We start from the raw sequence: 20699 nt of genomic DNA, 5'->3' as shown, positions 1-20699 counted from the left end.
CCCTATGATGAATGCGAGGCGCGGCTGCGCTCACCCATGGCTCCCTACTCCCGGAAGGGTCGTGTTCAGCGGAGAGCGCTCTACGTCCTCCCAATCGGCAGCCGTTGCGGAACCCGGCCCGCCTTCGTCACGCTGTACCGGGAAGCTCGTCAGCGTCGCAGCACGCCGGGCGAGCTCAGCCCCCGTGGCAGCGCGGGCAGGGAGCGGCGACCGAAGCCGCGGCTGTGGAGGCGGCGGGAGCTTCGCCCGCGGGCTTCTGGCCGCAAGCTCGGGAGACGGTACCACAGGCGGAGGAACGTCGAGCGCGCGGGGAGGTAGCGCCGGTGGTGTCGAGCTCTGCACCGGCGACGACGCGGGACGCGCCGAGCTCTCGCGCTCGGTGACGGGCTCGCCAACCTGGATCACCACGCTCTCCTCGGCCTCCGTCCGGTAGTCGTCGTGCAGCCGCCACAGGCGCTCCCAGTACCGCGCCGGCGTGCCGGTGAAGGTCTCCAGCTGCCGCGCGAGGCCGGGCGTCATGGGCAGGTCGCTCCTCAGCAGCCGCTCCACCTCCCTCGGTTCCAACCCCGTGCTCTCGGCCAGCTTTCTCCTCCACGAAGGCGTCGTCGCACAGAACGACTCGAGGACCCTTCCCGGCCAGGGGACGGGGCGCCCTCGGGCGTCTCTCAGCTCCGCGAGCGCCGCGTCGACGTGACAGTCCAGAAGGCGCCGGTATCGATCCCGGTCCCCCACGGCCTGCTCCTTCGCATCGGTGAGGGCTGCCTCCTCGTCATCATGCGCGTGCTCGCGCGCCTCGCGAAGCCCGCGCTCGCGTCCCAGCGCTTCGCGCGCGGTGACCGCGAAGCCGATCGCGACGCACGCGATCATCGCGAGCCCGAGCGGCGACACGAGCCACATCGCCCCCAGCATGTCCTCCATGGTAATTCTCCTCCTGGACGTAAGCATTCCTACGCAAGACAGATCTCGGCCCTGTGCTGTCTGGGCTGAAGACACCCTCAGCGTCACCGTCAGCTCGCCGTCGATCGACGGCCGCCGATTCAGCGAATGTGCCTGGACAGCGCTTCGCGCTCCGTTGCGAGCCGACCGCGCGGAAACTCCCGCGCATGGGCTTCGAGCAGCAGGCGCGCCTCGTGATCGCCCTCTCCGTCGTTGTCCTCAATGGCCCTTCGGGCCTGGCTGATCAGGCGCATCTCGCGTGCGGTGACCGCTGGCCACACGGGGCTCCCCGGGGACGAGATACGAGGTGCTGTCGCCACAGAGGGCGCGGGCGTGCTGCTCGCCACAGCCTCAGCGCGCGCGCTGCCTGTCGCCGCCGGCGACGCGCTCTCGGGCGCGGCGGGCGCGACAGCAGAATGCGCGCTGTCACGTGAGCCTTGCGCCGTGACGTCGTCTGGTGCGGGCGCGCGCCCCGGTGCGCTGAATGCGGCCGGGTGCAGCCACGATTCCGCGCTGGGCAGCGGCGGCACCGCCGAGAGGAGCGCGCCGGTCAACACGACGAACGCACCCTGCACGACGATCCTCACGCCCAGCCGGCGCAGCCAGGCCGTCCACGACGCACGGCGGTCCAGCCCGAGCACCAGCGGGACGCAGGCGCTCTCGTCCCTACCGTGCGCGGGTTGCTGGGCCGTCCACCGCTTGAAAGCCGCAACGAGTCGATCCCAAGCCCGGCGGTGCTGCGCCCTCACCGTATCCAACGGGACGTTCAGCTCGGCGGCGATCGTGGAGAGCGGTGTCCCCTCCAGCTCGTGCTTGACCAAGAGATCCCGGTCCTTGGGGCCGACCCGGTCGAGCAAGTCCCGGGCCAGCTCTTCCTGCTGCCGCAAGCGCAGCAGTTCCTCCGGCGTGGGGCATTCGTCTCGGGGATCGCGCTCCTCGAACGACGTCAGCACCTCTCCGCGGCGGCGCTCGTTCCGTCTGTGCTTCCGTGCCTCGTTGAGGGCGATCGTGACGAAGTACCGCGCCGGATCGCCGCTCAGCTCGACCCGCCTCGCCACCTCCAATCCCCGCAGCAGCGCGTTCTGCGCGACGTCCTCGGCGTCGCGCGCCGGCACGCCGTGAAGCCTGGCCAGGCGTCGGAAGCGGTTGAAGCTGAGGAGATGGGTCGCTGGCTTGCCCACGGTAGGTAGCATCCCTGAGCCGCTCGAAACGGTGCAGGAAAGTGCAAGGAGCGGCAACTTTGGTAGCACCAGGTAGCACTGATACATGCGTTCAGGCGCTCGAGTCTTCGCTACGCTGCCGCGAACAGGCGATCGCATTGCCGCACCCGAACGCAATTTGCCACTGCCAGGGTCACTTTGCATCGATTCGCTCCCGTTGACGCCGCGCGGCTGGCGCGAGTACCGTCCAACCATGCGATGTTCCGCACGCGCTCTGCTCTTCTCTGCGCTCCTCGCCGCAACCGGCGCTGCGAGCTCGGCCAGCGCGGAGGACGCCTATCCGGAGCCAGGACCACGTGACGGCGCAACGGTGAAGGACCATGTTCGCCGCGGTCGCAGGGCGCGCAACGCCGGGCAGTGGACCGAGGCATACGCCTCCTACAAGGCCGCCTTCGAGGCAGCAGACCCGGCGTCCAGCACGGAGCGAGAGCGCGCGGAGCTCGCCGGCGAGCTTGGCCTCTGCGAGCTCGCGCTGCGCAAGTACCGCGATGCCGCCGAGCACCTGGCCTTTAGCCTCGAGCAGCGCACGGCGCTGCCGCTCGCGCTTCAGCTGCGATTCGAGAAAGGAGAGCGCGAGGCAACATCGCACGTCGCGACACTCGTGCTCTCGGTCGATCCGCCGGATGCCGAGGTGCTCGTCGACGGCAAGTGGGTAGGCCGGGTCGCGCGGACGTACAAGCTGTTCTTGGAGCCCGGCCAGCGCATCGTGCGGGCCAGCGCCCCGGGGCGCCTGGATGGGTTCCATGAGTTCGGGGCTGTGGCCGCAACGGCGTACAACGTCAGAATGCCGCTGGCGCGTTTGGCGGTGAGCCAAGCTCCGGAGAGCGCGCCGGGTTCACCGAAGGAAACGCCGAAGACCAGGAGCTCTTCACCCGTCGTGCGCGCGCAGGCCCCCAGCCCGTGGGCTTCCTGGCCGGGGACGCTGCGTATCGCGGGAATCACCGCCACGACGGCCACCCTGTCGGCGGGCGCCGTCCTGATGATCAGGGCCAGCACGCTGGATGGTGACGCGAGCGAGCAACGCGACGGGCTCACGCGTGGTCGGACGTCCAGCTCGTCGATGTGCTGGCAAGCGTCCCAGCGCTCCTCGTGCGGCGCCCTGCGCCGCCTCCTCGACGAGCGCAACCTCTCCGACGGCTTGGGCACGGCCCTGCTCATCACGGGGGGTGTCCTCGGCGCAGCGACGGCCGCGTCCTTCTTCACCGACTTCTCCTTCCTGGGGCGCTCGCCGGCTCAGGAGCGGATCCACGTCTCGCCCGTGGCGACGGGGCGTGAGACCGGCGTGAGGATCGAGGGACGGTGGTGAGGTCTGGAGGGGCGGTGGAGATGCGTTCGCAGGGCGGCCGAAGCGCTCGAGCTTCTGTTTTCGCCGTGGTGCTGTGCGCGTGGAGCGCGAGCGCGTCGACCGCGTGCCGTTATTCCGATGCTTGCTGGGAAGGGCTGGACTGTGCCCCCGATCCGGAGCCTCCGCCCGACCCCTGCGCAGGAACGCCTGGTACCGCGCCGGCGCTGGACGAATGCGGGGTGTTCGTCAGCGCGTCGTCAGGCGACGACAGGCACCCCGGAACGAAGGACGCGCCGGTGAAGACGTTGCAACACGCGATCGGGCTCGCCGCGCACGGGCGAGGCCGCGACGAAAAGCCGACCCGGCGCGTGTACGCATGCGGCGGGGAGTTCGAGGAGGCGATCGAGCTGCCTTCGGGGGTCGATCTGTGGGGCGGGCGCCTCTGTGACGGCGGTGACTGGTCGTATGCGGGATCGTTCGACGGACCGGATCACCCGACGATCATCGCTCCGCCGGTGGGGATCCCGCTGCGGGTCCTCGGGGGGAACGACGCGGTCATCGCAGGGGACGACGCGACGTCCGTGATCTTCGGCGTGCGCGCCGTGGCGGCTGACGCCTCCGCGAGCGATGGCAAGTCGTCGATCGCGATGATCTTGAGCCCTGGGGCCAAGGCGAAGGTGGTGTTGAGCGACGTCATCGCGGGCAACGGCAACGATGGGGAGCCGGGCAAGGACGCGCTCAGCGTCCGCGCGAAGGACGGAGCGCCGGGGAACGACGGCGCGCTCGCCTGCACCGTGGACGCCGCTGTGGGCGCCCTGCCGGTTGTCAACTCCTGCGACGACGGCATCGAGTCGACGGGCGGATATGGCGGCGACGGCGGGCTTGACGGCGGCGGCGATGGCGCGCCAGGAAAGCCGGAGCCCGCGGGAAATCCGCAACGCTTCGGGGCTGCGGGGCTCGGCGCGGGCGGCGATCAGTGCACGAAGGGGGAAGACGGCGCGCCCGGTGCCAGCCGTGGCCGCGCTGACGGCGCGAAAGGTGAAGGCTACCTCGACATCCACGGATGGGTCGGCGTCCGGGGTGAGGATGGAAAGAAGGGCGGCGCCGGCCAAGGGGGGGGCGGCGGTGGCGGCAGCAAGTCGCGCGGCGACATGGTTGCGTGCCCTGTAAGCCGCCCCCAGAGCGGTGCGGCCGGTGGCTCGGGGGGGAGCGGGGGTTGCGGGGGCGAGGGAGGCCGGGGCGGCGGCTATGGTGGCGCGAGCATCGCCATCGTCGCACTGGAGGACTCGGAGCTGGAACTCGACGCCACGAAGGTTGTCGCGGGCAACGGCGGCGATGGCGGGGTCGGCGGAACGGGCCAACCAGGCGGCGTTGGGCTGAAGGGCGGTCGCGGTGGGCTCGGCTATGGCGACATGTGGGACGCGTGCAGCGGCGGCCGTGGAGGCAGCGGCGGCCACGGCGGTGATGCCGGCGGTGGGCTCGGCGGCGCTGCGATCGGCATCGCGTACGTGGTCCCCCATCTGGCCATCCTGCCCGGCACGATCATCGACGTTGGGCACGCAGGAGATGGCGGCTATGCAGGAAACGCTGCCTTAGACGACGAGGTGGGCCGAGGGGCGAGCGGCCCATGGGGTCCACTCTATCCTTTCGGTGCGGCAAACGAGCCGCCCCGTTGAGTCGCTCATCGCGGCGCAGCCGTCGAGGAATGCCGATGACGTCAAAACGCACGATTGGCCTGCTCCTGGCTCTTTCTTTCGCCGCGGTTGGCTGCGAGAGCGCGCCAGGCCCCATCGATGCCGATGGTCCGCCCTGCGCGCTCACATCGTCGTGCCAGGACGAACCACCGCCGGAAGCCGTCTGCCTCGAGCACCTTGCCGCCGATCGGCTGGCCGACGGCTGTGGCGTGTTTGTCGCCGGGCCCTTCTTTGGCGGCGACGATGCGAATCCAGGCACGAAGAACAAGCCGGTCCGCTCTCTCCATCGCGCGATTGCCCTGGCGCGCATCGGTCGAGGAAGGGTGTTCGCGTGCAACGACGTCTTCGAAGAGTCCCTCATCCTACCCTCCGGCGTGGACCTCTACGGGGGCGTTGATTGCCAAACATTCGAACGCTTCAAAGAGGGTGTTACAACCGGCCTCATCGTCCGTGAGAGACCATTCGCCATTGCTCTGACCGTCGAGCCGGCGGGCGCCGGCGACACCGGGGCGGCGGATGGAGTCTCGACGATCGACCACGTGACCATCCTGGGCCAAACCTATATCGGGATGCTCGTCCGGTCGGGTACCGCGGTGGAGCTCACCCGGAGCGAGATCAGCGCATCCCCCGGAAACGGGGGCGGCCATGGCGAGGAGTGGCCCGGGCCGGACGGAGCACCCGACGGGCCGCACGGCATCTACGGCGGGGATGCGTGCTCGGGCGCCGTCGTCGCCGGCGGGCCCGCGGTGGTGAACCCGTGCGAGGGCGGGATCCCGACCGTCGGTGGCAAGGGAGGAGACGGGCGTGCCGACGGCGCCGGAGATGGGGAGGCCGGCGAGCCCGTACCCGCGCCGGAGCCCGGCCACGAAGGGCAAGGAGGACTTGGCAACCGCGAAGACGTTGGCTGCTACAGCGGCTTCAACGGGAAAAACGGCAAGTGGGGCGCGATAGGCGCATCTGGTGAGGGCATCGGGCGGCTCACCGAGACCGGATGGGAGGGCGACAGGGCAGCCGATGGCATCCGCGGCATGCCGGGCCAAGGCGGCGGCGGAGGAGGCGGGCGTCGTGGCGGGCTCGCCGTGTGCGGCGTGGCCTCCAAGGGAGGCGCCGGCGGCGGCTCGGGCGGCGCGGGGGGCTGCGGTGGCCGAGGCGGCCGAGGGGGCGGGAACGGCCAGCCCAGCATCGGAATCGCCGTGCTTCACGCCAAGCTGACGGTGCGCGACAGCCTGCTCACGACGCGCCTCGCCGGGTCGGGTGGGGACGGCGGGGCGCCGGAGCGAGGCGGCGATGGCGGCTGGGGCATGCCAGGCGGGGCCGTGGGGGACGGCACGTGGTCGTGTGGCGGCGGCGACGGAGGCCGAGGAGGCGACGGCGGCTACGGCGGCCCCGGACGCGGCGGCGACTCGATCGGCATCGCAACCCTCGACGAGGACCAGCTCACGCTGGAGGGCGTCACCTACGATCTCGGACCGCCGGGCAAGGGCGGCGTGAGCTGGGATTGGTCTGGCGAAGAGATCCACGGGGAGGACGGCATCCAGGTCGAGATGCAGCGTTTCCCAGAATAGCCGAACTCACGTCATGGGAGAACGGCACGGACCTCCACGACGGCTGCAACGATCGCAGCAAGGCAGGCAGCGAAGCGAACCGCTGGGACCCAAGGAACCATGGGCGTAGGAGGGAACATGCCGGGATGGCCCTTCCGCTCCCCTCCTGGCGATCTCGGCGGCCTTTCTGCTGATCGGGGCACCTTCCAGGCGTCGTGCTACGATGAGGCTACGGGTTCCGAGTTCACCTGCCGACTCGCCAGGAAGCTCCAGGCCCAGGCGACCATGGCGGCCGGCGGCTCGCCTTCACCGTCCCACGAGGCGACCAGCGCTTCGAGCTCGCGCGTGGCAGCTTCGAACTCGCGCTTGGCAGCGATGCCCCATGGAGTCATCGGCGGCTCGAGGAGCACGCGAATCTTCACGAGCGTGTCGATCAACTCGCCCTTTCGAAGGACGCCATCCGTCTCCACCACGCAGTAGCAAGAACCGCTCTGCATCTCTGGCATCAGGGGCCACAGGATGCAGTAGAGCGCCGTGAGCACCGTGAGCACCGCGATAAGCGGCTGTGTCAAGTTGCTCGCTTCGATCTGGACGCCGGGTGCCGGCTCATCAGACGGCGATGGCTCCACCCACCTGTGCTGGTCCGTGAACAGGCAGTCGTAGAGTCTAACCTCTCCGGGGAGACGCAGGTTCGTCATCACCTCCGGCACGAGCACGGTCCCGATCTCCGGCGGCATGCGTTCGCAACCGAAGGTCGCTTCGATGTCGCCAGAAATCCACTCCGCGCATGGCTGCTCATCGGGCAGCAGATCGAAGGTGGCATATTCCCTCACGATGATGGCGAACTTTTGTCCATCGTCCGGACGAGCGACGAACCTAGGATCGAACGGGCTACGCGGAATGATGAAATGTAGTCCTAGAAACTTGACCGAGAACGAGTTCCTCGTTCGCTTCACGATGTCGACCGTGCGCTCGCTATGGACGATGTAGTACGGAACCAGAAAGCTCACATGGAACCACAGCGTTCGACCCGTGGACTCCGGCATGTCGATCGAAAAAGAGTAACAGGCGTCGCAGCCTCCGGTGGGGAGGTACAGCGAATGGTTCATGAACCTACCAGGGAATCCGTCTTGGATGCGACGCCGCAGGTCGTGCCATCGGTCGACCTTCGATGCCTGGATCCGCGCGCGCACGAGCCGGTCGTGCTCTTCGGTCTCCATGCATCGCTGGACGTCGATATCGCCATCCTCTTTGATCCCAACCCCACGGGGATAGTATCGATAGACAATGCCGATTAGTTCGTCGATGTTGTGTTTCATGGATTCACAATCCTGGAGCCGGTGTGTCTGTACTGTCCATCCAATGCCGTTCTCGGCGACAAGTGGACGGCGGCACGGATCTCAACGACGGCTACGAGGAACCTCCGGGAGCCGGGTCGAACGGCCAACTCGCCAGGAACCTCGAGGCCCAAGCGACCATGGCGGCTGGCGCCTCACCGTGACCGTCCCACGAAGCGACCAGAGCTTCCAGTTCGCGCGTAGCAGCTTCGAGCTCGCGCCTGGCAGCGATGCCGCGGGCAGTCTTCGGCTGCTCAATGAGCACGCGAATCTTCGCAAGTGCCTCAATAACCTCCTCTCTCCGCAAGACACCATCCGTCGTTACAACCCAGTAAGAAGAACCGCTTTGCACCTCGGGCATCAGAGCCCACAAGATGTGATACAGCGCCGCAAGCACGTTGAGTACCGCGATGAGCGAGTCTGTCAGGTTGCTCGCTTCGATGTCCACGCCGCCAGCCGACACTTCAGACGGCGATGGTCTTACCCATGTATGCTCGTCCGAAAATAAGCAGTCGTAGAGTCTGACCTCACCAGGAAGGCGCACGCCTGTTGTCACATCCGGCACGAGCACGGTCCCGATCTCCGGCGGCATGCGCTCGCAACCGAAGGTCGCTTCGATATCACGGGAAATCCACTCCGCATATAGCTGTTCTTCGGGCGACAAATCGAAGGCAACGTAGCGTTTCCTGATGTTGACGAACTTGAGACTATCGTCCGGCCGCGACACGAAGCCTGGATCGAATGGGCTTCGATAAACAATGAAGCGCAAGCCTCGGAATACAACCACGAACAAGTCGCTCACCTGTTTCACGATCTCGATCGTGCAGGATCGATGGACAATGTAGTAAGGGGCCAGGAAACTTATTTGAAACCACAGCGGCTCACCGGTGGATTTTCGAAGATCAATCGTGAAGGAGTAGCAGCCGTCGCAGCCGCCCGTGGTGAGATGCAGCGAACGGTTCATGAGCATACGAGGGAAGCGGTCGTCGATGCGACGTAGCATGGATTGCCATCGCTCGTCTTTTGATGCTTGGATCTGCGCAGCCACGAGCCGGGCGTGCTCTTCGGTCTGGCTGCGGAGCTGTTCGTCGACATCATCGGCAATCCCAACGCCACGGGGGTAGTATCGATAGACAACGTCCAACAGCTCGTTAATGCTGTGTTTCATGGATTTTTGAGCCTGGCGCCAAGGCCTTTGTAGAAATCACTAATAAAGCGCTCTACTATTCTAGACTTGAACGTTTTGCAGAATATGCCCGGGGGGAGCTGCGCGCCGCTATCCTTTTCGTATACTGTATCCGCCGACCAGTTCGCCACGTCAGCGCTAATCTGTGCTGCCCTATCCGACGAGATCGCTCCCCACTCTTCGCTTCGCAGTGGCATCCCAATGTGAACCATACACGTTGAGTCGCCCTCATTATTATGGCCGAAAGCCAGATAGGCCTTTGCCTCCTGCCAACCACCTGCAACGCCAATCCCATCGTAGGCAACGATCGTAACAAAGTCGAAAGCCCGCGGGTCGATCGGTATTTTGCCTGTGCACCCCATGGTCGGAGTGCCGCTCTGCTGGCAGGGATCTGGCGGGCTCGTCGGGCTAGCAGTCGGCCTCTCCGAGCTGTCGCTCGGTCTCTCCTCTTCGTCTTCGAGCTCCCACTCGTTGCACGCGATCTTGCCCTCGCCGCCGCCTTGGGGGTCGGCCCCGAAGTCACCGGATGCGGAGGAGGTGAAGACGGGGCGTGGCTCGGAGCCCGGACCGGCCCCTGCACCCGAAGTTCCTTCCCCGACAGGATAGCAGTCGCCGAACGTCATGTTGCACGCCGCCAGCGCCCAAACCGCGATAGTCAAGATCAAAAATAGAACTTTTCTCACGTTCATTTCTCGCTCCATCGAAGCACAGGACCAGCAACGACGACGACGGACACATAGCCCGGGAGCACCAGGCTGCCCCGACCGACCCAATCCACGTTGACGCTCACCGACACCCCGAGCGGTCCGGCGACGTACGCGTTGGTCTGCGCGTGGCCGCCCACCGCCAAGCCACCGACGCGTCCGCACAAGGTGACGCCGCACGCCGGCATGAGGTAGAACGCGACAGACGGCCCCGCGCTGACGTTGCCGTCCTTCCACGCGTACCCGATGTCGACCGAGGTCTGGTTGTAGATCCCGAGCCCGTCCTCCTGGATCGGGGGTAGGATCGTGCACAGGTCGTGCACCGTGAACAGGATGTCTCGCTGGATGGGCCAAGATATGCCCGCGTGCGGCCCCACCGCGAGGCGCGGAACGGTACCGGCCTGGAGCCACCCGAGACTCACACCAGCGCTCAGCTCGGAGGCGTCTCCTTGCGTCGGTACGACGACGAGCAGCGGGATGACCAGGATCGCCCATGGGATCCGCCGCCTCCTTGTGCCCATCGTCCCCTTCCCGTCTTCCGCAACTCGTGAGCAACGTGCCGACGCGGGGCATTCTTCTGATCAGAGGATCGGCGTCAAACGGAATCTAGGCGAGCACACTAAACTGGCGAGGGGTCGTACCGTCCAGAGCGTGCGCCAGCGAGCAACTCTACCCGTGCGGCGCCAGCGCGTGTCGACGTGCTGGCGCCAGCTGCCTGGCCGCGCCGCCGCGGGTGCGGGCGACCGGCCACGCGCCCCGGGCTGCGCGTGTCGGCTGCAAGCCCGACCCAGCGCGGCGCCGCGCGCAGGCAGCGGTGACCGCGCGCTGTGACCGCCACGCGCGGCGCGGCACGACATCGCTCGCGCGGCCACGCCGCCCGCGAGCGCGGCGCCTGACGGTGGCCTGCGCGCTCAGCGGCGACGACGCGCTAGCGCTCAAGCGCCTGGAGCTGCACGATGTCGCTCGCGTGTCCGTGTCGCAACGGGCGACGACCGGGCACGACGCACTCGACTCGGGAGCCCTGCCTTCGGGCGTCGCAGCGGTGCACGACGGAAGCTCCCGGCGCCCGGCTCGGCGCCGCCGTAACGCCTGCCCCATGCGCAGCACGCTCCGAACCGCGCCCCCGATGATCCGCGATCCCCAGGACCGCACCGGCGCGCTCCGATGGCCCGCGTGCAGCCTCCACGGCGTCCGCCCGCTAGCCGCCGCCCATGCCGGGCACAGCACATAACTGCTCGAAACAACTCAGCATTGTTTCTGCGTGTAGAAATTGTTTCCCCCTTGCAGAACGTCTCACCGAAGACGCTCGCCGCGCGCAGCACGCGCCGCTCTTCGACGTCCAGCGCCTCGAGCCGCGCCTGCACCATGGCGAGCGCCGTCTCGGGCATGCCCGCGCTCCTGCCCTCGGCGACCGCGCGGATCTGCTCCTCCAGCATGAACGCGTTGCCGTCGGCGCAGGAGAGGAGCCTCTCGATCTGCTCGGCGCCGATGCCATCCCCGAGCACCTCCCGCACGAGCCGCTCACCCGCGCGCCGGGGCAGCGGCGCGAGGCTGAGACGGAGGCCGTGGCGCTCGCTCCAGAGCGCCGGGAAGAGCTCGTCGACCTCTGGACGAGCGAGCGCCAGGACGAACAAGGGCAGGTCCCTGGCGTGCCGGAGCGCGGCGTCGATCAAGGTCACCGTGGGCAGATCGCCCCAGTGGAGGTCCTCCAGCACCACGAGCACCGGCTGCCGCTGGCACTCGGCCCTGACGAAGTCCACGAACGCCTCGCGGAGGCGATCGCCCATCAGCATCGGGTTCTGCCGCGCCGCGCTGAGCTGCACGTCGCCTTCGTCGGGGAACGCCGTCCCGACGAGCTCGCCGAGGAACGCCGCGACGTGCGGGCGCTTGGCCCCGAGCCCCTCGAGCTGCTCGACCCGGTCGCGCACCTTGCTCCGCCGCACCTCCAGCGGCTCGCCGTCGAGGATGCGCATGGCGCGGCGGAGCGCCTGGGACAACAGGCCGAACGCGGAGCCGGCCGCCATCGGATCGGCCCTGCCGATCCAGATCTCGGCGGCCTCGCGCCGCTCCTCGAGGGCGCGGAGGAACTCCCAGGCGAGGCGCGACTTGCCAAGACCGGGGGCGCCCACGACGACCACGGCGCTCGCGGAGCCCTCGTCCACGCAGTGGCGCCACTCGGCCGCGAGCTGAGAGAGCTCGCGCTCGCGCCCCACACAGGGCGTCGGCTTCCCGAGCAACTTGGGGACGGTGTCCGGCTCCGCCTTGGGGCCGCGAAGCCAGCATCCTCCGGGCTCGCGCGCCGTATCGAAGCGGCTCGCGAGCAGGCTCGCCGTCGCTTCGTCGAGCCGGATGCCCGAGGGCAGCGGGCCGTCACGCCCGGCGATGAGCTGCGCCACGCGATCGACGAGCGCGCCGACAGGCAACCTCCCCTCGATCTCCGCCAGCCCCGTGGCGACGGCCATGGGTGCGCGGCCAAGCTCCGTCCGGAGCGCGAGCGCGCAGTGGGCCGCTCGCACCGCGAGGTCGGTCGGGGACTCGGCGCCCGACAGCGCGACGAGCAGCCAGCGCGATTGGAGCACATCGAGGCTCCCGCCGTGGCGCGCCACGATGTCCCGCAGCGCCTGGGTCCGCGCGGCGCCCTCGGCGTCCGAGAGCGTGGCGTCTGTCTCGTCTGTGCCGTTGGCGGTCAGGATGACACACATGACCCTGCGCTCGGCCGTCGTGATCGCCTCGCTCGACGCGGACGGCGCCGAGACGGCGCCCGCTCCGCCGTGGCGCCCGTCGGCCAGCACGGCGAGCTCCGCTGCGACGGCGGCGCCGTCGCGCGGCCGCTGCGCTGCCTCCTTCGACAGCATCCGCGTCACCAGGCGCTCGAACGGCTCGGGGATGTCGCCGCGGAGCTCCCCGAGCCGCGGTGGATCTTCCAGGACGACCTTCACGAGCAGCGCGAGCACGCTGCCGCCCAGGAACGGCGGGCGCCCGGCGAGGCACTGGAACAGCACGCATCCGAGCGCGAACACGTCGGCGCGGGCGTCGACGGCCAGGTCGCCGCGCGCCTGCTCGGGGGAGATGTACCCGGGCGTTCCGAGGATCGCTCCGGGCGACGTGAGGCTCAGCTCGAGCCGGAGATTGCGCGCGATACCGAAGTCGAGCAACGTGACTCGCTCGACGTCGCCATCGACGAGCATCAGGTTGCTCGGCTTGAGGTCGCGGTGAACGATGCCGAGGCCATGGACGGCGCCAAGCGTCGCCGCCACGCGCGCGGCCAGCGTCACGCTCTCGTCGAACGTCAGCGGTCCTTCGGCGAGCCGCTCCTCCAGGGTGACGCCTTCGAGCCACTCCATGGCCAGGTACGGCTGCCCCGCGCCGGTCACGCCGTGCGCGACATACTGCACGACGCCGGGCAACCGCAGCGTGACGAGCGCCTCCGCCTCTCGCGCGAACCGGCGCAGATCGCGCTCGCTCGCGCCCCGCAGGACCTTGAACGCGATCGCCTCTCCCGAGAGCCGATCGCGCGCGCGGTACACGTCCCCCATCCCGCCGGAGGCGGCCAGACGCTCGACTTCGAACCGATCCTCGACGAGGTCCAGCACGTGCATGGCGCTTCCTATGTACTCGCGCCGGGCACCCGACGGCGGTTCGGCGCCGCAGAGCCGTTGCCCAACGATGTCGTGCCGCCGGCGGCCCGCAAATCGCCGTCAGAACACGAACTTGAGGTGCCCGCCCACCGTCGCGAGCACCAGCGAGTACTTCCCGTTGCCGAGGTCGTAATCCGAGCCGGTCACCGTGCGCGGCAGGATGCCCTGCACGCGGACGTCGCCCGAGAGCGACACGCGATCGCTGAGCTTCAAGACGCCGCCGACGTCCCCGATCAGCCGGTGGTTGTCGGGCGAGGCCACGTCGATCGTGCTGTCCGGCGAGGCCGCCGACTGATACCCGACCGACGCCGTCGCCAGAAACGCCTCGCTCAGCTTGTACTTGGCGCCGATCTCCGCCCACACCGTGTCGTTCCACCTGCGCGGCAGCGTCACGGTGACGCGATCGGTGATCCCGAGCTTCGGCTGGGCGAGGTCCGGAGAGGAGGCCTCGACGACGAACGCCTCGATGTCCGAATAGAGCACGTACGAGAGGAGCCCATCGACGCTGAGCTTATCGTTCACCCGGTAGCCGACGCCGGCGGTGAGCCGCTTGGGGAGCGTGAACGAGAGCTCCACGTCGCCCTCGACCAGCGGCTTGTAACGCAGGCCCTGCTCGGCGAGGTCCTGCGTGAAGAACGGGTGGTCCATGTCGATGGCGAACTTGCCCTTGTACCGCATCGCGGCGCTGTGCTGGTACGTGAGGCCGAAGCGGAGATCCTTGTTGGGATTGAAGGCGAGCCCGAGGTGGAAGGAGGCGCCGTGCGACAGGGCCTCCTTGATCGAGATGGAGCGCGCCAGGACGTCGAGCTCGCGCAGCTCGGACGGCGTGTTCGGGCCGAAGTCGTTGTCTTGCTTCAGGTAGTCGAGCCCGTCGTGGAACTCCTTGAGGCTCCCGAAGTCCTGCACCTTCGAGAGCTCCGCGAGGCCGCTGACGTAGGACACGCCGGCGCCGAGCGAGACCTGGTCGGTCAGCTTGAGCCCGGCGGCCGCCGTGAGCGACGTGGAAACGATGAACGCCTGCCGGAGCTGCCAGCGCTGCGCGCCGTCCTGGAAGCTGAGCGCCGCGGCATAAGGCACGTACAGGCCGACGCCCACGGTCAGGCGGTTCGGCAGGACCGGGATCGCCAGGAAGGCGTTGCCCGTCGGCGCGATCGGCGTCGTCGACACCTCCTCGGCGCGGCCGCGCTTGCTGGCGTCGACGTTCGCCGGATCGAGCGGGAGCTTGAACTGGAGCGTGTCCGGCGTCTGGTACGTGCCGCGCCGCTCGCGCTGGTAGGTCGCGTGGCCGACGATGAGGCCCGCGCCCAGGACGAGCTCCGGCCGCTGGACCCCCGCGAGCTCGGCCGGGTTCCAGTAGACGGCCGCGGCGTCGGACGTCGTGGGGCCCGAGAGGCCGCTCGTCACCCAGGGCGCGTCGATGCCCGAGGCGCGCGCGTCTTGCGCCGTCAGGCAGACGAGGCCTGTCGCGAGCGAGAGCGCGGCGAGCTCACGTCGTGTTCGTTGACGCGCACGGGCGCGGGGCCGCGGGGGCGGCAGAGCTCCTTGCATGAGACGGGTCCTCACGGTGGGGGGGCCGATCACTGGATCCGGGTGAGGGTGAGCGAGAGGCGATGGGGGCTCGGCTTGTCGCCGATCCCGATCTCGTAGCGGTGCCCCTCGTCGTCCGCGAAGTACAGCGTATCTCCTGCCTTGACCTCCACCTTCTCGTGGAGCGCGTCGCCGTCGATCTCCTCGGTCGTCGACACCTTCTTCTCGAGCGCGGGGTCGGAGAAGAAGCCGGGGCTCTCGTACGCATAGTCGCGCACGCGCACGCCGTCGGCGTCCTTGCGGATGTCGTCCGGCGCGACGAAGTAGAGGTAATCCCGCCGGCCGGCGACGCCGCTCTCGGTGCTCGGCTGGTAGAGGTAGAAGTCCGCGTCGCCGGCGGCGTTGTTGTTGAGCTCGAGCGCCATGTCCTTGAGGACCGCTGGATCGCGCGCGAGGTTCTCCTTGATGCTCGCGACGAGATCCTCGGTCTTCACGCCGACCGGCACGTCGCGCAGCGTCACCTCGAGGTCGGCCTCCCCCTCGGCGAGGCCGCCGTCGTGGAGCCGCGCCTGGGCCACGTCGAGGAGGATGTCCCAGAAGTAGGACGGCGCCGGAGGCGGGTCTTCCAGGACGACGCTGTCGTCGACGCTGATCTCGGTCCATCCGCTCTCGTCGATGCAGACCTTCACGGCCTCGAAGTCGCTCATCGACGTGCCCGCGGGCGCGTAGCTGGAGCAGTGATCCTCGATCTGCGCTGCCCTGAGCTCACCCGCGCGGGCGAGGATGTGCTCGAACTCCCAGAGCGGCTGTTCCCACACGGGCGAGTCGCCGCGCGGCGCGGGCTCCCGGCTCGTGCCGCCCGGCAGGAGCATCGCGTTCTCGGGGATGGCCAGGGTCAGCTCGCCGATGCTCAGGTTCCTGGCGAGGTTGTCCAGAACGAGCCAGTCTTCCCGGCTGAAATCGAACAGGGTGTCTATCTGGCCGGGCGTGCTGTTGACGCTCGCGACATCGGCCATCGTGGCGTCGACCCCCTTGTACGGCAGCGCGTTGACGTCGACGCGGACCGTCATCGTGAAGTCGTCGAGGGCCGCCTTCACCCCCGACGCGGCCTTGATGAAGCCGGGGTGCTTCGCGCCGTCCGGGTCGTCCGGATCGAGCGGTGTCGGGCCGAACTGCGCGGCGAGGCCGGCGAAGTCGGTGACGACGTCGTACAGCGTGACGGGGATGGAGTGCGGCGCGACGGGGTAGACGCCGTCCGGGTGCTCGTCGTTCGTCGGCCCTCTCCGGTGCTGGGCGTTCGGGTGGGTGCTGACGAGGTTCTCCAGGACGGCCTGCGAGGTGATCTGGACGGGGATGAGCCGCTCGTTGCCGGCCGCGCCCGTGAGGTCCGAGAGGATCTTCGACGTCGAGAGCCCCACGGCGTTGCCGACCCCGAGCAGGCCCTCGAGGCTCGTGCCGCGGAGGTCGGCGTTCTCCGGCGTCATGTTCAGGAGCCCGACGAGGTTCCGCGACGCCGGCGGGAGCGCCGCGATCTCCGCGGGGGGCATGTACATGACCTTGAGCAGCGCGTTCTCGATGAGCGTCGAGATGTCGAGATCGAGCAGCCATATCCCCTCGAGGGTGGGCCGCGGGATGGCCTTGAGCTCGTCGAGCGTGAGCGTCTTGGCGAAGCCCCTCGCGTCGAACCGCAGGAACTCGAGCGTGACGGTGCGGCTCTCGCGCACGCCGAGCGCCGGCGGGGGCGGCGCCTGCTCCACCGTGACGGCCTCGACGCAGCCGGGCAGCGCAGTGGAGAGCGCGGCGGCGAGCAGGGGGCCGAGCCGGGAGAGCCGGCGGGCGGCGGGTGCGGCGGGGCGGGTGCGGTCTCGCGCTTCCATGATCAGAGCTTCTCCACGTCGGCGGTGATCTCCACCGGATCGTCGCTCTCGGGCACGTAGAAGCGGACCTCGTAGACGGCGCCCTCGTCGTCCTGCATGTACAGCGTGGTCTCGCCCGGCGGCAGCCTGTATTTCTCGTGCGTCGTGTCGTCGACGCCGTCGAGATCCTTCGTCGAGACCTTGCTCGCCTCGCTGAGATCCGGGCTCGTGAAGAAGCCGGGACTTTCGTAGGTGTAGGCGCGAGGGGCCTCCGAGCTTTGATCCGAAGGCCGGAGGTCGTCCTCGGCGACGAAGAACAAGGTGGGCGCGCCGTCGGGCGCGCCGCGGCCATAGAAGAAGTCGAGCGCGTCGTTGTTGACCCAGTAACGGCCCAGGATGATCTCGGCGATCTCGCTGGCCTGGCTCTGCAGGGTCGGGCGGAGGTCGGCCACGATCTCGTCGGCGGTCAGGCCGATGCCGACGTTGTGGAGCGCGAAGACCGGCTGGGCGGCGCCTTCCGGGATCTCGGGGCTGCCGTCGCCGGTGGGGTCGTGGATGGCGACCTGGCCGACCTCGGTGAGCAGCTCCCAGAAGAACTGCGACGGCGGTATCGGGGGCGGTTGGTCGGAAACCAGGTCGGTGAAGGCCGTCCAGCCGCGCGGGTCGCCGTTCTGGCCGATGGTCACGCCCACACGGCACGTCCCGCTCAGGCGGAAGTAGCACCCTGTGAAGGGCACGCGCTCGCTATACGTGAGATAAGCCGCCTTGCCCACGATGTGCTCCATCATGAATGGAGGGGTGGACCATACCGTGTTGGAGCCGACCGGCATGTCTGGACGGTTCTCCTTGCACGCGGGCGCGTCGGCCTCGATGCACGCCTTCACCTTGGCGGGCAGCTCGCGCAGCGAGATGCGCATATCGATCGTCGGTGTCGGGGCGATGCCGCTGATCTGGAGCTTCTCCGGGTCGGTGAAGTCGAACCGGAGCGGCGCGTCGCCGTCCCGGAGGAACATGTCGCCGCCGCCCTGCGAGAGATCGACCCCCGAGACCCTGCGCAGGCCGGATTCGGCGACGACGCGCATCTGGAAGTCGGGCAAGAGGACATCGCTCTTCGTCGTGAACGTCTCATCGTCCCGCACGAGCACGCCTGGATGATCCCCGCTGGGTCCGAGCTTCTCGGACAGCGGCTGGAGATCGACCAGGGCCTCGTAAAGGCTGACAGGCATCCTCAAGCCATCTGGACTGGCGATGGCCGGGTGCGTGCCGAGCAGCTGCTGCTGGAGGGCGAGGATGAGCTTGGGTATCGGCACGAAGGGGGCCGTCCGGTTGCTGCGCACGGCCGTCGGATCCGGCTGGACCCCGAGATCGAGGGTGATGCTGTCGGCGAGGACGTCGGCGAAGTCGAACGCGAAGGTCCCCGGATTCTCTTCGAAGATCGCCTGCAGCCCCTCGAGCGACGTCCCCTTCACATTGGCGTTGGCGGGCGTCATGCTGAGCAGCCGGACGAGCGCGAACTCCGGGGAGTTCTGCCACTCGATCCCGAAGCTCTGGCCGAGCTCGGTGAGCGAGCAGTTATGGCCCGGGTCCGGGCTGTCGTTCTGCCACGAGGTCCCACAGGCGTTCTGGATCTGCTCGAGCGCGTTCCGGAGCAGCCCGGTCGTGTCCACGTCGAGGATCGTGATCTGCTTGGCGCCGTCCTCGCCGAAGACCTGGAGCGCCTTCTGCTTGTCGAGCTCCAGCACGACCGAGGGGACCTCGGCGTCGTCGATGCGCAGGCGGAACCGGTTCGGCTCCGCGATGAGCACGCCGCCGCCTCCGCCGCCTCCGCCGCCGTCGCCGCTCCCCCCGCCGCCCGCGGCCCCGCTGCCGCCGCCTCCGTCGTCGCCGCACGCGGCGAGCGCGGCGAGCAGCACGAGGGAAGCGCCGCGGAGCGCGGCGCCGCGCCGGGAGGAGAGGGCGAGGGAGAAGTGCGTCATGCGAGGGTTCCTCGTCGAGGGATCTCTCGGGATCCGCAGGAAGAGACGCCCGATGCTACCGAACTTCGACGCCACGGCGCGACAAAGAGTTCGTGCCGCGACGGCGCGGCGAGCTCGATCCGCGACGACGCCAGGAAGGCCAGGACACGTGTCGGTGTCCTTCGGCTGCTTGTCCGCTTGTCGGTGTTCTGTCGCCGAGCTGCTCGGCGCTTGTCTACGCGTCCCTGAGATCGCTCTGGACGTTCGCTGCTGGCATGGACGGCTCGCCCGATGCGTCCGCCTGGGCGCTCGTCGCGGTCGCGGGCGGCTCGTGCGGCGCGGTCGCGGGCGGCTCGGCCGGCGGAGCCGCGGGCGGCTCGTGCGGCGGGGCCGCGGGCGGCTCGGCCGGCGTCGCCGGCGGCGGGGGCCGGATGGACGACGACGCTCCCACGAGCTCGCGCGTTCGGTCGAAGAACGCGCGCAGCAGCGTGAGGCTCGGCTTGCGCTTGCCCGCCGCGATCGCGAGCACCTCCTCGCGGATCGCGGCGTTGATCGGCGTCGCGATGCCGAGCGCCGCGCCGCGCTCGACGACCTCGCCGTTCAGGAAGTCGACGGCCGGCGGGCGGCCTCGCTCGATGGCGGCGAGCATCGAGGAGCGCATGCGGCGGAAGCGCGCGCCCACCGCGAGGAGCAGCGCGTGCTTCGCGAAGAGCCCCGGCGAGCCCACGGCGGAGCGCTCGGCGTCCGTGAGCGCGATCCAGTCGAGGTCGAGCGTCCCCGCGACCTTCTCGAGGCGCACGCCGAGCGCGCGCGAGACCTGCACGGTCTCGGTCATGATCTCCAGCGCGAGGCGGCGGACGAAGCGGTGCCTGAGCAGCACGCCGAGGCGATCGCCGCCGACGGTGCCGAGCGACGAGATGGAGCAGTTGATGGCGAGCTTCGACCAGCGCGCGCCGGCGAGGTTGTCCGTCACGGTCGTCGGCCCGATCGCCTCGAGGATGCGCGCGAGCTCGTCGAGGCGCGGGTCGCTCGCCCCGTCGAGCCGGCCGAGGACGAAGCCGCCGCTCGAGGTGCGATCGTACACGCCGGGCTCCACCATCGAGGCGCCCCACGCGACGATCCCCCCGAAGGTGCGCTCCGGGCCGGCGATGCGCGCGATGCGCTCCTCGCAGAGGCCGTTCTGGAGGCAGATCATCGCGCCCGTCGGGGCGAGGTGCGCGATCGCGTTCCGCGCGGCCTCCTCGACCTGCGGCGGCTGCGTCGCCAGGAGGATGTAGTCGAAGGGTCGGGTATCCGGGCCGAGCTCCCGCACCGCGCTGCCGCCGACCGTGCCAGGGCTCGCCTCGCCGCGCACCCGGAAGCCGCCGGCGTTGATGGCGTCCGCGATGATCGGGTTCGTCGTGAAGGCGGTGACGTCGTGGCCCTGCTCGAACAGGTACGCGGCGATGATGCCGCCGATCCCGCCGCAGCCGACGACGAGCAGCCGGGGGGTGGAGGAAGCGGGGGCCACGGAGGCGCTCGGGGCAGGCTCGCCCGAAGAGGAATCGTTGAAGCTCACGCGAGATCCCTTACCACCGCTGCGGCGCGGGCTCGATGGCTCGAGGAGCGCGGGACGCCGGGACGCGTGGGTTGAAAGCTCGGGAGCCGCCGCGGCTTTCGCGGCGCGTCATCCGGGCGACATCCGAGCGACGTTCTCCGGCGTCTTCCGGTGGACGATGTCGAGGTCCAGCGTGGTGAGCGGCGCCCCTTGCAGGACCGCTGCGGCTCCACCTACGACGATGAGCTCCACACCCGCGTCGACCAGCGTCGTTTCATGC

15 protein-coding genes are annotated in these 20699 nt (G+C 69.1%); 3 read left to right on the top strand and 12 right to left on the bottom strand.

Annotation, left to right across the window (positions count from 1 at the left end; translation table 11 throughout):
• Positions 1-30: 30 nt before the first annotated feature.
• Positions 31-918 (bottom strand): helix-turn-helix transcriptional regulator, encoded by an 888-nt coding sequence (locus ACSRUE_RS05070; RefSeq protein WP_441290031.1) that lies wholly within the window; start codon positions 916-918, stop codon positions 31-33.
• A 119-nt stretch (positions 919-1037) separates the two neighbouring features.
• Entirely contained in the window at positions 1038-2117 is a 1080-nt protein-coding gene (locus ACSRUE_RS05065; RefSeq protein WP_441290030.1) for an RNA polymerase sigma factor, read from the bottom strand.
• A gap of 349 nt (positions 2118-2466) precedes the next feature.
• Here ACSRUE_RS05065 and ACSRUE_RS05060 point away from each other — a divergent pair, with 349 nt between their 5' ends.
• Positions 2467-3462 (top strand): hypothetical protein, encoded by a 996-nt coding sequence (locus ACSRUE_RS05060; RefSeq protein ID WP_441290029.1) that lies wholly within the window; start codon positions 2467-2469, stop codon positions 3460-3462.
• 20 nt (positions 3463-3482) lie between these two features.
• The gene (locus tag ACSRUE_RS05055) at positions 3483-5117 is read left to right on the top strand and encodes a hypothetical protein (RefSeq protein WP_441293059.1); all 1635 of its coding nucleotides are present in this window, start codon (positions 3483-3485) and stop codon (positions 5115-5117) included.
• Between the two features lie 41 nt (positions 5118-5158).
• On the opposite strand, the gene ACSRUE_RS05050 is transcribed toward ACSRUE_RS05055, so the two are convergent.
• On the bottom strand, positions 5159-5422 hold the full coding sequence (locus ACSRUE_RS05050; RefSeq protein WP_437904082.1) for a hypothetical protein: 264 nt from the start codon (positions 5420-5422) through the stop codon (positions 5159-5161).
• Positions 5423-5674: 252 nt separating this feature from the next.
• Between ACSRUE_RS05050 and ACSRUE_RS05045 the strand changes: the two genes are divergently transcribed.
• On the top strand, positions 5675-6700 hold the full coding sequence (locus ACSRUE_RS05045; RefSeq protein ID WP_441290028.1) for a hypothetical protein: 1026 nt from the start codon (positions 5675-5677) through the stop codon (positions 6698-6700).
• A 197-nt stretch (positions 6701-6897) separates the two neighbouring features.
• On the opposite strand, the gene ACSRUE_RS05040 is transcribed toward ACSRUE_RS05045, so the two are convergent.
• The 9 genes from ACSRUE_RS05040 to ACSRUE_RS05000 form a co-directional block, all read right to left on the bottom strand.
• The gene (locus ACSRUE_RS05040) at positions 6898-7998 is read right to left on the bottom strand and encodes a hypothetical protein (protein ID WP_441290027.1); all 1101 of its coding nucleotides are present in this window, start codon (positions 7996-7998) and stop codon (positions 6898-6900) included.
• Positions 7999-8089: 91 nt separating this feature from the next.
• On the bottom strand, positions 8090-9184 hold the full coding sequence (locus ACSRUE_RS05035) for a hypothetical protein (RefSeq protein ID WP_441290026.1): 1095 nt from the start codon (positions 9182-9184) through the stop codon (positions 8090-8092).
• A complete protein-coding gene (locus ACSRUE_RS05030; RefSeq protein ID WP_441290025.1) occupies positions 9181-9891 on the bottom strand; it encodes a hypothetical protein in 711 nt (236 codons plus the stop codon). The genes ACSRUE_RS05035 and ACSRUE_RS05030 overlap by 4 nt, the downstream gene beginning before the upstream one ends.
• Positions 9888-10427 carry a hypothetical protein gene (locus ACSRUE_RS05025; protein ID WP_441290024.1) on the bottom strand — a complete coding sequence of 180 codons (540 nt, stop codon included), beginning with the start codon at positions 10425-10427 and terminating at the stop codon, positions 9888-9890. The genes ACSRUE_RS05030 and ACSRUE_RS05025 overlap by 4 nt, the downstream gene beginning before the upstream one ends.
• A 414-nt stretch (positions 10428-10841) precedes the next feature.
• Positions 10842-13505: a protein kinase domain-containing protein gene (locus ACSRUE_RS05020; RefSeq protein WP_441290023.1), complete on the bottom strand. Its 2664-nt coding sequence runs from the start codon at positions 13503-13505 to the stop codon at positions 10842-10844.
• Between the two features lie 99 nt (positions 13506-13604).
• On the bottom strand, positions 13605-15092 hold the full coding sequence (locus tag ACSRUE_RS05015) for an OmpP1/FadL family transporter (RefSeq protein ID WP_437762917.1): 1488 nt from the start codon (positions 15090-15092) through the stop codon (positions 13605-13607).
• 29 nt (positions 15093-15121) lie between these two features.
• Positions 15122-16948, bottom strand: coding sequence for an acetyltransferase (locus ACSRUE_RS05010; RefSeq protein ID WP_441290022.1), 1827 nt, complete (start codon positions 16946-16948; stop codon positions 15122-15124).
• Between the two features lie 2 nt (positions 16949-16950).
• The gene (locus tag ACSRUE_RS05005; RefSeq protein ID WP_441290021.1) at positions 16951-18903 is read right to left on the bottom strand and encodes a hypothetical protein; all 1953 of its coding nucleotides are present in this window, start codon (positions 18901-18903) and stop codon (positions 16951-16953) included.
• Between the two features lie 214 nt (positions 18904-19117).
• Complete coding sequence (locus ACSRUE_RS05000; RefSeq protein ID WP_441290020.1) at positions 19118-20440, bottom strand: ketopantoate reductase family protein; 1323 nt, start codon at positions 20438-20440, stop codon at positions 19118-19120.
• Positions 20441-20699: the final 259 nt, after the last annotated feature.

The organism is Sorangium sp. KYC3313 (assembly GCF_052075895.1).
Taxonomy (GTDB): domain Bacteria; phylum Myxococcota_A; class Polyangia; order Polyangiales; family Polyangiaceae; genus Sorangium; species Sorangium cellulosum_B.
This window is presented reverse-complemented; position numbering and strand designations above follow the sequence as displayed.

Coding starts and splice junctions, on each gene's coding strand:
- ACSRUE_RS05010 (WP_441290022.1), bottom strand. CDS start 16,948: ATGGAAGCGCGAGACCGCACCCGCCCCGCCGCACCCGCCGCCCGCCGG.
- ACSRUE_RS05050 (WP_437904082.1), bottom strand. CDS start 5,422: ATGGAGAGAGCGGACCGGCTTGTTCTTCGTGCCTGGATTCGCATCGTC.
- ACSRUE_RS05025 (WP_441290024.1), bottom strand. CDS start 10,427: ATGGGCACAAGGAGGCGGCGGATCCCATGGGCGATCCTGGTCATCCCG.
- ACSRUE_RS05020 (WP_441290023.1), bottom strand. CDS start 13,505: ATGCACGTGCTGGACCTCGTCGAGGATCGGTTCGAAGTCGAGCGTCTG.
- ACSRUE_RS05005 (WP_441290021.1), bottom strand. CDS start 18,903: ATGACGCACTTCTCCCTCGCCCTCTCCTCCCGGCGCGGCGCCGCGCTC.
- ACSRUE_RS05015 (WP_437762917.1), bottom strand. CDS start 15,092: ATGCAAGGAGCTCTGCCGCCCCCGCGGCCCCGCGCCCGTGCGCGTCAA.
- ACSRUE_RS05055 (WP_441293059.1), top strand. CDS start 3,483: ATGCGTTCGCAGGGCGGCCGAAGCGCTCGAGCTTCTGTTTTCGCCGTG.
- ACSRUE_RS05040 (WP_441290027.1), bottom strand. CDS start 7,998: ATGAAACACAACATCGACGAACTAATCGGCATTGTCTATCGATACTAT.
- ACSRUE_RS05070 (WP_441290031.1), bottom strand. CDS start 918: ATGGAGGACATGCTGGGGGCGATGTGGCTCGTGTCGCCGCTCGGGCTC.
- ACSRUE_RS05035 (WP_441290026.1), bottom strand. CDS start 9,184: ATGAAACACAGCATTAACGAGCTGTTGGACGTTGTCTATCGATACTAC.
- ACSRUE_RS05030 (WP_441290025.1), bottom strand. CDS start 9,891: ATGAACGTGAGAAAAGTTCTATTTTTGATCTTGACTATCGCGGTTTGG.